The organism is Paenibacillus sp. J23TS9, assembly GCF_018403225.1.
Taxonomy (GTDB): Bacteria; Bacillota; Bacilli; order Paenibacillales; family Paenibacillaceae; genus Paenibacillus_AQ.
Window position 1 is genome coordinate 2,495,228 of the sequence record NZ_BOSG01000001.1, and the last position, 13,999, is coordinate 2,509,226.

11 protein-coding genes are annotated in these 13,999 nt (G+C 46.7%); 5 read left to right on the plus strand and 6 right to left on the minus strand.

Annotation, left to right across the window (positions count from 1 at the left end; translation table 11 throughout):
• Nucleotides 1-230: 230 nt before the first annotated feature.
• Complete coding sequence (locus KJS65_RS11735; RefSeq protein ID WP_213649976.1) at nt 231-824, minus strand: DUF2087 domain-containing protein; 594 nt, start codon at nt 822-824, stop codon at nt 231-233.
• 207 nt (nt 825-1,031) lie between these two features.
• On the opposite strand from KJS65_RS11735, the gene KJS65_RS11740 reads away from it, so the two are divergent.
• Nucleotides 1,032-2,009 (plus strand): YpdA family putative bacillithiol disulfide reductase, encoded by a 978-nt coding sequence (locus KJS65_RS11740; RefSeq protein WP_213649977.1) that lies wholly within the window; start codon nt 1,032-1,034, stop codon nt 2,007-2,009.
• A 94-nt stretch (nt 2,010-2,103) separates the two neighbouring features.
• Nucleotides 2,104-2,547 carry a DUF441 domain-containing protein gene (locus KJS65_RS11745; protein WP_213649978.1) on the plus strand — a complete coding sequence of 148 codons (444 nt, stop codon included), beginning with the start codon at nt 2,104-2,106 and terminating at the stop codon, nt 2,545-2,547.
• Between the two features lie 148 nt (nt 2,548-2,695).
• On the opposite strand, the gene KJS65_RS11750 is transcribed toward KJS65_RS11745, so the two are convergent.
• Entirely contained in the window at nt 2,696-4,444 is a 1,749-nt protein-coding gene (locus KJS65_RS11750) for an ABC transporter ATP-binding protein (RefSeq protein WP_213649979.1), read from the minus strand.
• A gap of 202 nt (nt 4,445-4,646) precedes the next feature.
• Here KJS65_RS11750 and KJS65_RS11755 point away from each other — a divergent pair, with 202 nt between their 5' ends.
• Nucleotides 4,647-5,162, plus strand: a complete 516-nt coding sequence (locus KJS65_RS11755) for an ADP-heptose synthase (protein WP_213649980.1) — start codon at nt 4,647-4,649, stop codon at nt 5,160-5,162.
• Between the two features lie 84 nt (nt 5,163-5,246).
• Here the strand turns inward: KJS65_RS11755 and KJS65_RS11760 are convergent, their stop codons facing one another.
• Both KJS65_RS11760 and KJS65_RS11765 read right to left on the minus strand, forming a co-directional pair.
• Complete coding sequence (locus tag KJS65_RS11760; RefSeq protein WP_213649981.1) at nt 5,247-5,696, minus strand: NUDIX domain-containing protein; 450 nt, start codon at nt 5,694-5,696, stop codon at nt 5,247-5,249.
• Between the two features lie 33 nt (nt 5,697-5,729).
• Nucleotides 5,730-6,050, minus strand: coding sequence for a HesB/YadR/YfhF family protein (locus KJS65_RS11765; RefSeq protein WP_213649982.1), 321 nt, complete (start codon nt 6,048-6,050; stop codon nt 5,730-5,732).
• Nucleotides 6,051-6,506: 456 nt separating this feature from the next.
• Here KJS65_RS11765 and KJS65_RS11770 point away from each other — a divergent pair, with 456 nt between their 5' ends.
• Together KJS65_RS11770 and KJS65_RS11775 are read left to right on the plus strand one after the other, a co-directional pair.
• Nucleotides 6,507-8,276: an ABC transporter ATP-binding protein gene (locus KJS65_RS11770; RefSeq protein WP_213650777.1), complete on the plus strand. Its 1,770-nt coding sequence runs from the start codon at nt 6,507-6,509 to the stop codon at nt 8,274-8,276.
• On the plus strand, nt 8,266-10,332 hold the full coding sequence (locus KJS65_RS11775; RefSeq protein WP_213649983.1) for an ABC transporter ATP-binding protein: 2,067 nt from the start codon (nt 8,266-8,268) through the stop codon (nt 10,330-10,332). The genes KJS65_RS11770 and KJS65_RS11775 overlap by 11 nt, the downstream gene beginning before the upstream one ends.
• A gap of 143 nt (nt 10,333-10,475) precedes the next feature.
• Here the strand turns inward: KJS65_RS11775 and KJS65_RS11780 are convergent, their stop codons facing one another.
• Nucleotides 10,476-12,035, minus strand: coding sequence for a tetratricopeptide repeat protein (locus KJS65_RS11780; RefSeq protein WP_213649984.1), 1,560 nt, complete (start codon nt 12,033-12,035; stop codon nt 10,476-10,478).
• A 123-nt stretch (nt 12,036-12,158) separates the two neighbouring features.
• Nucleotides 12,159-13,997: a cache domain-containing sensor histidine kinase gene (locus KJS65_RS11785; RefSeq protein WP_213649985.1), complete on the minus strand. Its 1,839-nt coding sequence runs from the start codon at nt 13,995-13,997 to the stop codon at nt 12,159-12,161.
• Nucleotides 13,998-13,999: the final 2 nt, after the last annotated feature.

Sequence of the window (13,999 nt, forward strand, 5' to 3'; positions counted from 1 at the left end):
ATTCGCAATAAAAAAAGCCGCGGAGACATAAGGTCTCCGCGGCATATAAAAATGGTATCCCTCATGTTGTATTAGAACATGGGAACCTTCTTAAGCCGATGAAAGGAGACCGATATACATGCATAACGAACGCCAGATACAAATAATGTGTTATTTTTCATGTTTTATCGTCTCCTTTCCTGTCATATGCTGACATCATAACCAGTTTAGCCAATCATTGTCAAGCCCTTTTATTTGACGTTCTCCCAATGTGTCCACAGCTCTCGCGGATTAAGCTCATAGATTTCGTCTTCCCGGTACATAAATTGATGCATAATAAACTCTCTTCGGATTGTGGCAAAATCATCATGGTATTGCTTGATAAACTCGTTAATTTCTTTCTCTGGATACTTGCGTCCTGGCTCCAGTTGTTCGATCATATGCTCGAATGCGATCAACTTTTTCTTATACTGGGCAGGAATTTGGCGCAGACGGCCGTCCTTCGCAAAGAAATTGCGAATCACCGCTGCTTTTACATTTTCATTCACGGGTTCTGACATTTCCTTACCTCCTTCCTTGAAAATCAAATGAAGTGATGCCTCTGCATGCTGCTGGATAAAATAGCGGTTTTGGGCAAAATAAACCGTGTTCTTTTCACGTCGCTCTGTAATAAGTGCCGCCTCTCTAAGCTTGGCTGCATGGTGAGTGACCGTCGGCTGTGAAATGTTCAATTTTTCTGCCAGTGTCTGACCGTTCATCTCCCCTTCCGACAGCAGCAGCAAAATACGAAGCCGGGTCGGATCAGCCAATGCTTTGTGGTAGTTCACGATTTTCTCAAGCTGCATCTCTTCACTCCCCGGGGATTAAATAGTTATCCACCATCTAATTTCATGTTTATCTAATTTAATGTTTGTCTAATTATATATTCATCAAATGTCATGTGTCAATTCACATTTTTGTCAACCTTAAATCCCGGGTAAGCTGCTGGTTTTTGTCAGTAAATTACGATACGATGGTAAGTGAATTGTTTATAGTCAGAGGAGGAACAAACCATGCAAGACGTTATTATTATTGGAGCCGGCCCCTGCGGATTATCGGCCGCAATTGAATGCGAACGCAGAGGGCTGTCCACACGGATTATTGAAAAGCATTGCCTAGTGCATTCCATATTTCTATATCCGACTCATATGCAGTTTTTCAGTACGGCTGAGATGCTCGAAATTGGGGATATCCCTTTTCCTACTTCAAATGAAAAGCCATTCCGCTATGAGGCGCTAGCCTATTACAGGAAGGTGGCAGAACATTACGATCTTGCCATTTCACAGTATGAAGAAGCCCTGTCTCTTGAGCGTAAAGGAGATCAATCCTTTGTAGTCGAAACTGTTGACCGCACGGGAACCCATCATCAATATGAAGCCCGCAACGTGGTCATCTCGACAGGTTATTTTGATCATCCCAACTATATTGGCATACCGGGAGAAGATTTGGACAAAGTTACGCACTACTTCCGTGAGGCACATCCATATAGCGGTATGAAAGTTGCCATTATCGGAGGAAGCAACTCAGCCGTTGATGCAGCCATGGAACTGATTCGCGTCGGCGCCAAAATCGATATGGTCTATCGCGGCGAAACGGTGTCCGAGAATATCAAGCCATGGGTACGACCAGTGTTCGAAGCCATGGTACAGAAGGGCAAAATAACCGTCCATGTTCAGTCTCATGTTACGGAGATCTCACAGGACTCCGTTACTATTGAAAGCAAAGACGGTGAAATCAGCAAGGTGGATAATGATTTCGTCCTTGCCCTCACCGGCTTCCGTCCTGACCGCAAGCTGTTGTCTTCCTGTGGTGTTGAACTTGACGGCGACATGGAAAAGCCGCTCTATAATACATCAACGATGGAAAGCAATGTGCCCGGACTCTATGTCGCAGGTGTTATCGCATCGGGGCGCAACGCCAATGAAGTATTTATCGAGACAGGACGCGAGCACGGTGTCCGGATTGCCGAACATATCACCGCTACGAAGTAACACTTCCTGCATATGGATATTTTCTGACTGCAATAAGAATACTGCTGTATAGAGGGTATTTTTTGTCATTACTGAATGCGGGAGGCGAAGCGGGTTGGATATGACGTCATTGATATTGCTGATTCTGGCAGCACTGGGCATCATCAGCAGCAATACACCAATTACGATCGCTATGATTGTTCTGCTTCTGCTGCGGGTTCTTCATCTCCAGCAGCTATTTCCTTGGCTCGAAAAAAACGGACTGACTCTTGGCATTGTAATCTTGACCATTGGGGTGATGACGCCTCTGGCCAGTGGAAAGATGAGCCTGCAGACCATTGGCGAATCGTTCTTGAATTGGAAATCACTGCTCGCTATTGTGATCGGAATGCTGGTCGCCTATCTTGGTGGTCGCGGAGCTTCACTCATGGCCGCAAACCCTACGATTGTAGCCGGTTTGCTGATCGGAACCGTTCTTGGTGTAGCTTTTTTCAAAGGTGTTCCAGTCGGTCCACTGATAGCGGCAGGAATTCTCTCCCTTATCATCGGCAGAGTATAATCAAATGCTCGTACTTGTTTTTTAACACGAAAGATCATCTAAACAAGCCAATTCCGATTGTCCATTCAAACAAAAAGAGGTTAGCAGGGAACATTCCGCTAACCTCTTATTTTGAATTGTATAAGTTCTCAAACCATGGCAAATGCTGTTACACTTCGAGATGCTGCACATTAAACAGTCTTGCGTAGCTGCCCTCCATCGCCATCAGCTCCGCATGGGTACCCTGTTCGGTAATCGTACCATGCTCCATCACAATAATCTGGTCTGCATGGGTAATCGTCGACAATCGGTGCGCAACAATCAATGTCGTACGATTGACGGACAGAGATTGCAATGCTTGCTGGATCAAATGCTCGGACTCCAGATCAAGCGCCGATGTGGCTTCGTCAAGAACGAGAATATCCGGATTTTTCAAAAACACGCGTGCGATCGCAATCCGCTGTTTTTGTCCTCCCGAGAGCTTGACGCCTCTTTCCCCAACCTCTGTATCATAACCTTGGGGCAGATTCATGATGAATTCATGGGCATTGGCTGCAGCCGCGGCCGCCTCTACCTTGGATGAATCCGCATCTGGATTTCCGATTAAGATATTATCCTTTACGGAGCCGCTGAAGAGAAAGTTATCCTGCAGCACCATCCCGACCGAACCGCGGACACTCTCCATCGTTAATTTCCGCACATCCTCGCCGTTAATGCGTACACTTCCCTGCTGGATATCATAAAACCGCGGAATCAGTGAGATCAGACTGGATTTGCCTCCACCGCTCATGCCAACAAAAGCTACCGTCTGTCCATGCTTAATCTCAAGATTTACATCCTTAAGCACCCAATCCCCATCGTTGTTATATTTGAACCATACTCCGTCAAAAGTGATATTGCGTGCAGGCGTATCCAGCTTTTTGGCATCCGCAGCATCCACAAAATCGTAAGGCTCGTTCATTAGCTCCATGACACGTTCCAGTGAAGCAGACGCCTGGGTTAATACGGTTGAGGAGTTGATCAGCCGTTTAAGCGGAGCATACAGCCTGTCCAAATAACCGAAAAATGCGATAAAGGTACCTAGTGTCAGACTATGATTGATAACGCGATAGCCACCATACCCGATTACAAGCAGTGGTGCAATATCTGTGAGTGTATTAATAATCGAGAAGGTCAGCGCATTCCAGCGGGTTGCAGCAAGCGCCTTGTTCAGAAAGTTCTGGTTAATATTTTTAAACTGCTGATGATCATGACGCTCGAGAGTAAAACTTCGAATTACTGAAATCCCCTGAATTCGTTCATGAAGATAAGCCTGAATCCCTGCCAGTGCCTGGGAGCGGTCTTTGGTCAGCTTCTTGAGCCTTTTGTACAGCATTTTAACGGCAATGGCGTAAAAAGGCAGAATCGCAATTGACACCAGCGTAAGAACGGGATTGAGATAGAACATGACTCCAAGGACAAACAGCAGCGTAAACATGTCCAGCCAGATATTCATCATGCCGACTTCCACGATGTTTTTCGTCTGCTCCACGTCATTAACAAAACGCGATATCGCTTCTCCGACCTTCGTATTCTGATAATACCGCAATGATAGGCGCTGCAAATGCGCATACAGCTTATTCCTCATATCGAACAGGATACGACTCGTAATGAGCTGGGCAAAATACTGCCTCAAGTATTCAACGGGTCCACGGATAATGACAAACAGAAACAATGCGCCGCCGAGAATTAAAAACAGCTGCGATGCCTGCTCCTGAACTGTCATTTTGGGATTCATGAGCAGATCATCGACGACATATTTCAGGATCATCGGCAGGGTGAGCGGAATCCCGAATTTCACCATCCCAATGATCAGAGTCAGGACAATCCACTTCGTATAGGGTTTAACAAATTGATAATATGCTTTCCAGTGACTCAATGCCTTGCACTTCCCCTTTCTTCTTCAAACACATGCCATTTGGCGGTAAATCTATATTACCCGAGTGAACAGCCGATTCACCCGGTTGACATTTCCTCCTTACAATGATTAGATATTTTTAAGTTACAACATCGTTCCATTGAACCATAAGCCATGTAACCAAAGACCCTGCCGCTATCGCAGGGAACTCAGGAGGCCCCAAATGCCAAAACAATTCGTTACGGAAGCGGTCATGCTAGCCATATACGGAGAACTGCTGCTGACTCCCGTGCCGGTTGAATATATGATACCGTATACCAGCCTGCTTGAGCTTTATGAATTTTTAGCAAGTGATGAGCCATTGATGAGCAACAACGAAGATGACAACCATGTAAAAGAGAAAATCAGGGAATTGGTAGATTATCTCGATGAGCCGCTAAATAAGAAGAAAATTCAAAAAGCTCTCAACATGCCATGGGCTAAAAGCCCGTATATTCTGATCGGAGAATCTACACGCGTTTCCGTGGTCAATGCCATGGATACTGCTCCATATGGTGAGTTTTTCGATCCTGTCGAAACCGAGCTGCTGCTTGTTTCCCAGCGGGAACAGGCACCTTTGCTTACGGATCAGCCGGAGCTGATTCACCGCATCATTGATGCCTCGGTACCTGTACAGGTATTTGATATTGATGACTTTCAGTTTGCTGTGGAAGCCGATAACTTTACCCATCATATTTAATCCTGGTTCACGGGAATCGTATACGCAGTCAAAAACTCCTTTCCTCATGGAAAGGAGTTTTTTGCGGCTTACACGGTTTGGAATTTAATCCGTAAATGATCGAAGACTGCTCAGAAGCGTCATGGAGAGCAGATCCACCGCTGACCATGGTTCTGTGAAAAAGCGAAGCGCCTTGTTTACATCCGCCTTAAATTCCAGCTCGCTTTGAAGCCCTTTCGCTTCATATAGCGCAATGACTAAAAATTCTTCATCCCCGCTGTTGTTCACCTTTTTGAATTCAGGGCCTGAAAACATCTTCAACAAAGTCATATCCTTCGCCGTCAGAGCGGTCTCCTCCCATAATTCCCTGCGGGCAGCGTCTTCCAGCGATTCTCCAGGTGTCATCGAACCGAGGGGAAGCCCCCATTCCTCAGCCCCCGCCCTCTGCTGCAGCAGCACTTCCTTGTCTTTATTCATCACAAGGATAGCTACCTGTATGGTGATTTTGGACGTTTTTTTAATGTATTGGCGGAAATCACGGTCCAAATGAGACAAGCTTCTCCCTCCTTCCGCAAACCATATTCTAAATTACCCGGCGTTCGAAGTTGTATTTCCCTGATCTTCCTCATAAATATATTCAATGTCGTCCTGGGATTCCAGGTAACGAACTACCAGGTCATAACCTCTCAAATACCACCCGTCCTGCTCCTCCATAAAAAAGATAATTCCTTCCAACTCTTCCTTAAGCAGTGGACGTTCAGGATCTTCTACCGATATGCCAAGCGAAAAACCGGGATGGAGTCCCCCACCCGAGCTGTATCGGGGAAAGAAGCGCAGCGCGCTGCCATTCTGCAGCCCCAGTTCCTTGATGTACCATTTTGCCGCGTCGTTACTGATCCGAAGTTTCATCAGGCTTCATTCCCTTCATCAATTTTGTGCGAGTCCAAAAATAATCTACATACAATATATCATAACATTAATCGATCAACTCCTGAAAATATAAATTGACATAGTTGTGAGGAGGGTGATAAAATTCTCTGCATACGAGGTCCAAATTCAAATTATTACCAAAGAAAGGGTGAGTAACGTGTTCAATTTCATTCATGATCAGTTTAACCAAACGACAATTGAATATCGGTGCAACCCTGCTGGTGGAATTGACTTTTGAAGCCTGGAAACAGACTTTGGAGCATTGAATATTAACCATTCCTGAGGCGCGGGTTGTTATCATCAACCGTGCGTATGATATATGTTAAGGATTGCAAGGCATATCGTCCGAATACACGGGCGATATGCCTTTTTTTAATTTCTTTGTACTCCGCAGCATTTACCGGGATTGACCCAACAAGAGAGGAAGTGAAAGTATTGTTTTCCGTACTTAAAAACCTGGGCTGGTTCTTCCGCCAGGAAAAGAAGCGCTATTTGATCGGTCTGTTCATGCTGATTATCTGCGGAATTGGTGAGCTGTTCCCACCCCGGCTGCTTGGAAACGCTATTGACGAAATCGTCCGCGGCTCCATCACCTGGGCTTCACTCACAAAATACATTAGTCTCATCATCGTGACTCTAATCCTGATCTACATCTTCACGTACATATGGATGCACAAACTGTTTGGAGGTGCGAACCTGGTGGAACGCATCCTGCGCTCCCGTTATATGAATCAACTGCTGCGCATGACTCCACCGTTTTTTGAACGGAACCGTACCGGTGACCTTATGGCCCGGGCGACCAATGACCTGCGCGCCGTAGCCAATACAGCCGGATTCGGCATGCTTGTTATGACCGATTCAACAGCCTATCTGACCGTGATCCTGTTCGCGATGGGATTTCTCATCAGCTGGAAGCTGACGCTCGCAGCCATCCTTCCACTGCCTTTCATAGCACTGGCCATGAAAATCTACGGCAAGATGGTTCATGAACGCTATACAGAAGCACAGGACGCCTTCGGTGATATGAATGACCAGGTACTGGAATCGGTAGCAGGTGTGCGCGTCATCCGTGCCTATGTTCAGGAAAGATCCGATGAGCGCCGTTTTCAGGATATTGCAGATGATGTATACCGCAAAAATATGCGGGTTGCCAAAATGGATGCGCTGTTCGAGCCAACCATCCGGCTCTGTGTAGGCCTCAGTTATGTCATTGGCCTGGCCTTTGGCGTTTATCTTGTATTCAAGAACCAGATTACCTTGGGAGATCTCGTATCGTTCAATATGTACCTAGGGATGATGATTTGGCCAATGTTCGCCATTGGCGAGCTGATTAACGTCATGCAGCGCGGCAGCGCTTCTCTGGACCGTGTGGATGAGACCTTATCCGTCGTTCCCGATGTAGAGGATGTACCGCATCCATCTCACGTGGATTCACCGGATACCATTTCTTTAAAAGATGTCACTTTCCGTTATCCTACCTCCACGGTTGATAACCTGAAGCATGTAAACTTGAACCTGCGCCGCGGGCAAACGCTGGGTGTTGTTGGACGTACGGGCAGCGGCAAATCAACACTGCTGAAGCAGCTGCTTCATGAATATCCAACGGGTACCGGTGAGATTCTCATCTCCAATACCCCCATTGAACTGATAGCCAAGGATCGGCTGCACAGTTGGGTCGGATATGTACCGCAGGAGCAAATCCTGTTCTCCAAATCCGTCCGTGAAAATATCCAGTTCGGCAAGCATCAAGCGGGCGATGAAGTTATTATGCAGGCCATTTCCACCGCTGCATTCGATAAGGATCTGCATACACTCTCTGACGGACTCGATACTCTCGTTGGTGAAAAAGGCGTGTCCCTGTCAGGTGGTCAAAAGCAGCGCGTATCGCTCGCACGGGCATTCATATCCGATCCGGACATTTTGATCCTGGACGATGCCCTTTCTGCTGTTGACGCACGGACCGAAGCACGCATTGTTGATAACATCCGTGAGCACCGTTCCGGAAAAACCACGCTGATCTCGACCCATCGTCTTTCCGCCATTGAACATGCGGACTGGATTGTGGTGCTGGATGAAGGAAGCATCATCGAAGAAGGTACCCACGCTGAGCTGCTGGCCAGAGGTGGATGGTACCGAGAACAATTTGAACGCCAGCAGGTCGAAAACAATCTGACGAGCGAGGAGGAATCATCCTATGACTCCTAATCCCAGGACGGGAAAGCGTCTGTTTCAATACGCTCTTACCGCCAAAGGCATTTTCATTGCCGCCTTCATCGCCCTCGCCATCGGCGTAGGCGCAGAACTGGCCGGACCTTTTATAGCCAAGAGCATGATCGATGATCATATGCTCGGTATCGAACGGCCTTATTTTGAATCAACATCGGCTGAGCAAGCCGCCGAATATAACGGGCATTACTACAAGCGGGGCGACCGCTTTGATGCTGACGAGAGCAAGGGTTCCCAGATTCAGCTCCTGCAATCCGGTCGCAGCTTTTATTTTATCGATCAGGCTGTGGCAGAGCCTCAAGGTGAACGAACCTTTTCGGACGGCCAAATGACGATCAAGTACGGCGACAAAGTATCACAGTATCCTGCACAGAAACTGTCAGCCACCGATCTATATTCCTTTTACAAACCGGAAATCCCGGGGATTTTAAAGCTGGTCGGTTTGTATTGTATCTTCCTGATCATCAGCATTTTCACAGAATTCGGCAAAACCTACTGGCTTCAATCTTCGGCCAATAAGGTTATTCAAAAACTTAGAAATGATGTGTATGCGCATATGCAGCGACTGCCGGTATATTTCTTCGACACGCTGCCTGCCGGTAAGGTCGTTTCCCGGATTACCAATGATACGGAAGCGGTCAAGGATCTTTTTGTAGCTGTTCTCGCCAATTTCAGCTCCGGGGTCATTTATATAACAGGCGTTTATATTGCCCTCTTCCTGCTGGATCTGCGGCTCGGACTGGTCTGCTTGTTTATCGTCCCGCTGTTGATTGCCTGGATCATCTTCTACCGGAAGTTCGCTACCAAATACAATACGATCATCCGGTCGCGCCTTAGTGAGATCAATGCAATTATCAATGAGTCCATTCAGGGAATGTCTATCATCCGCGTTTTCCGCCGGCAGAAGCAGACCCGGGAAGAATTCGAAACCTTGAATGATGATTATATGAAGCATCAGAACAAAATGCTGAATCTGAACGCATTTACTACACATAATCTGGTTAATGTGCTCCGCAGTTTTTCTTTTGCGGTCATACTCGCTTACTTCGGCTTTGGTTCGCTTTCAGGCGGAACTGCGGTATCCCTTGGTGTCTTATACGCCTTTGTGGATGTTCTCGGCCGTCTGTTTCAGCCCATCACCGGTATGGTGAATCAGCTGGCAGCACTGGATTCCTCGATGGTATCCGCAGGACGCGTCTTCACGCTCATGGATGAGCCTGGTGAAGACGTAACCGATGGCACGATGCCGCGTTACAAGGGAAATGTCGAGTTCAAAAACGTATCCTTTGCTTATAAGAAGGAAAACTATGTGCTGAAAAATATCAATTTTGAAGCGAAGCAAGGACAGACGGTCGCGCTTGTAGGCCACACGGGTTCAGGCAAAAGCTCGATCATCAATCTGCTGTTCCGTTTCTATGACCCGCAAAAAGGAACCATCACTATCGACGGCCAGGATGTCACGGATCTTCCGAAGCAATGGATCCGCCATCATATGGGTATCGTGCTGCAGGATCCTTACCTGTTCACGGGCACCATCGCCTCAAACGTAAGTCTCGGCGACGAGAAAATATCACGGGAGCAGATTGAAAAAGCACTCCGCGATGTAGGTGCACAGCGGATTCTCGCCCATCTGCCCAAAGGATTCGACGAGCCTGTGGTTGAGAAGGGAAGCACTTTGTCTGCAGGACAGCGGCAGTTGATTTCCTTCGCACGTGCCCTGGCTTACGATCCTGCAATTCTGATCCTTGATGAAGCGACAGCCAATATCGATACGGAAACAGAAAGTCTGATTCAATCCGCCCTTGAGGTGTTGAAAAAAGGCCGGACGACGTTTATCATTGCACACCGCTTATCTACCATCCGCAGTGCTGATCAGATTCTCGTTCTGCATCGCGGCGAAATCGTCGAGCGTGGTACACATGATGAGCTCATGCAGCATGGTGGTCGCTATTATCAAATGTATCAGCTGCAATCAGGTTCCTCGGAGACAATTGATAAGGCTCAAACACAGACAATAACGCCTTCTCTTGCTTAATCCCTATGATCAATAATAGATGAGAACCAGATATAATAAGACCCGTAAGATAGACACTTTACAAAAGTGACTCTCTTACGGGTCTTTTCTATTTATAGAACGATGCGTTTACAAGCGGCACCTCAGGATCGAACCCTGAAATATTAATTCTCGCCGGTCAAAGCACGCAGCAGATCCAGTGCCTCCACATGATCAGGCTCCAGAACCAGCGCCTCGCGTGTATATGCTATTGCTAATTCGAGTTGATCGAGCTCATAACTGCAAATGGCGAGGCAGTAGAGAACCGTCGGAACAGGTTCATCTTCATCCGCTTCAAGGGATGCCTCCAGAAAATGCTTCGAATCCTCATACATGTCCATTTCAAAAAGCAGAAGTCCAGCATCCAGAGCCAGATCATAGCGCTGCTCCATGATATAGTAAGCAGACCACATCTTGTGTATTCCCCGCTGAATATCGAGCATTTCTTCGTCATTTGCCTCAGGCAGTAGAGCTGAAATTTGCTTTGCGCTCTGAATAAAAAACTCCGCGTCATATCCGCCCAGCCGCCAAAATGCGAGAATTTGCTGCAGTCCCATCGTATCCAGAAGAGGATCTACCCATTCCTTCATACTGAAGAAATCATCCGGCCCGAAACGCTCGATAAAGCTCCGGTATGCCAGCCTGGAATTCGTGTAGCTCATAGGTGCTTCCATCATAAAGAAACAGCCTACGTTTAAATTTTTATAGTGATGCGTTGTGAATAAAGTATGTGCCCCCTTCTCTTCCAACACATGCTGTATGGCATGATAATTAGCCGTGAAAGAAAAGCTTCCATGAATGATTAACTCAGGAGGCTCTGCAAATTTAAAGTTATCCAGACGGTGATCGCCTTTATCCGCCGTAATAAGCATAAATCCTGCCTCAGACAGCTGGTTCAGCCGTTCTAAGCAAGTCAGTCCTGCCACAGGGAACAGAATATGCGAATCCTCCAGCTCTTGCTGATATAGTGCAATCACATCACGATACGGGTATGATTCTTCTTCGTATTCGGGCGCACGGCGGTACTCATATTCTAGCTTCATTTGCTGCAGAGCTTCCGACGCTGTAAGGTTTTCCGATGTATCCGGTGTTTCGACGATAACATCGCAATCAAAAATATGGCCTTCACCAACATAAATCAGCTCTTGCGGGATACCGTCAAAAAAATAGTTTGCGATAATTAACAAGGGCTGCTTTAAATCTCCCTGTCGTATCGTTGTACCTGACACCGTCAGATTCAGCTCCGTGTCATTCACCGCATCAAAGCGCGCGAAATCCAGCATCCCCTGCTGGATATAGCTCTGCAAAGCGGGATGCTGCTCCCAGCTCTTTACATTTTTTATAGGCAAATCGGTCATCACATATCGAAATGGAGGAAGTGGAATTCCCGCATAATCACGCATCTCGCATAATTGATGCAGCACATGAAACGCGAGGCGTCCCGCGCCTGCCCCCAGCTCCAGGATCGTAACGGGTTCAGAAATATGGCCCTTTCCGGCCCGATCTTGCAGAAATCCAAAGATCATTTCCGCATAAGCTGTGCCAATCATCGGGTTGCTCGTAATATATTGCGGAACCTGATCATTATTCCATGCCTTTAATCCTAGATCTTCGTAATACATCCGCTGCAAATCCCAGATGGGTGCTTCACTGAAACGGAAACGCTGTTGTCTATTTTCTGTCATTCACTATAAACCTGCTCTCTTCTATCGATATCGTCAGGGATTATCGTACCACATATGCTGCCTGTACCAAAACCTGCAAATATGAAATCTTGAAAGTCTTTGTGCATTTTTACCGCATCAACATTACCCGGTCCATTCCACATTCATCTCAGCAGAAGCCTGTTGCTTTGCGCGCTGAAGCGGAATCCGGATGGACACCGTGGTGCCAATGCCATGTCTGCTATGCAGCTGAACACCGTACTCCTTTCCGAAATAGAGCTTAATACGTTCATTCACGTTGCGGATTCCATATCCTCTTCCTCTGCCGGAACCCTTTGTCGTACCGGGATTATTCATAGCTGAAATCACCTGCTTCAGAATGTCTTGGCTCATTCCGTTACCGTCATCCATAATCTCAAACAAAATTGAATCGCCCGCTTCTTCTAGTCGACCGCACACGCGGATATATATCCGATCCCCACACCAGGCATGCTGCAGCGCATTTTCCAGAAACGGCTGAAGAATCAGCTTTACGGTTACAAAATTGACGATGCTTGGATCAATGTTGAACTCCACATCCATACGTTCTCCATATTTCACCTTCTGAATATCAATATAAGCCTGCGTCTGTTCCAGTTCTTTATGAATAGCAATAATGGTATGTCCTTCATTCAGCGATAAACGGTAAAACTTAGCCAGGTTCATAACCATCTGATGCTGCTTGTCCACCTGTCCAAACTTGGCCAGCCGGCTGATCGAAGACAAGGTATTATACAAAAAGTGCGGATTGATCTGAGCCTGAAGCGTCTCCAGCTCTGCCTCCTTTTTCTTCAGATTCGTCATATATACTTCTTCAATCAAATGTTCGGTATGTTCACCAAGCTTGTTGAGCGAAGCGGCAATCATCGTGAATTCATCGTTTCCTTTGTAATGCACCCGTTTATGAAAATCTCCCTGCTGAAATAAATTAAGCACAGAGACCACTTTGGATACTCGTTTGGAAAAGAAACGCGATACACCCAAAGCTACCAGAAGAATCACCACAAAGCTTGCCAGACAGATCACTAGCGTAAGTATATTAACTTTCCGGGTCTCATGCTGAATGATTGTATTGGGTATTAATGCGGTAAGCTTCCAATTCAGTTTAGGCAGCTGTTCGCTGAGGACTGTATACCGGGAGACATCCATTAGCTTGTAATCCGATTGTATGTCCGGCACATGTTCCCCGGAGCCATAGAGGATCCGGTTATTTTCATCCATAATCAACAGCATGCTGCCGCTGCCAACTTTATCAATGTCCACACTCTGGAAAATTTCAGATAAATATACGCTGATTCTCATAAATCCGATCGTTTCAAGCTTCGTCGGATTTCTCGTATCCACCAACCTTCGCAGAAGCGATATTCTTCCAAATCTGCTGTCATCCTCCACCTGCTGCCATACCATGGTTTTTCCGTAGTTCTCTTCTGGAAAAGCCTTGTACCAGGATTTGTCCACGATCCGGCGCAAATGGAACAACCCCCAGTGCTTGCCTTTCGCCAAGGCATCTGACATCGAATCATCGTTGTTGTAGATTTCCGGCAGTGTTTCATTTTTCAAAAACACACTCATCCATACTTTCCGGTTCGTTGAATCGACCGTTTGCCTGAATTTCGGAATCAGCAGCTTGGTCGTCGTCTGGTAACTGACCCAGCCTTCCTCATATCGCATAATTTCAAGTGGCATACTCTCATCAAAATATAGAATATCCGAAAGACGCTGGGTATCCTCCAGCTTGTAGTTGATATTGTCGCGGATCTGCGTCAATGTTCCGGTCAGATTCGTATTCATTTGCTTCCCATAGAGATCAACAAGTATGGCATTGGCCATGTAACCAAAAATGAAGATCGGAACAATGATCAGAATCAGGTAGGAAATAAACAGCTTCATGCCGAAGGGCAAGAACATTGGCTTGTTGGGATTCATCCGGTTGTACTTGTCCATAA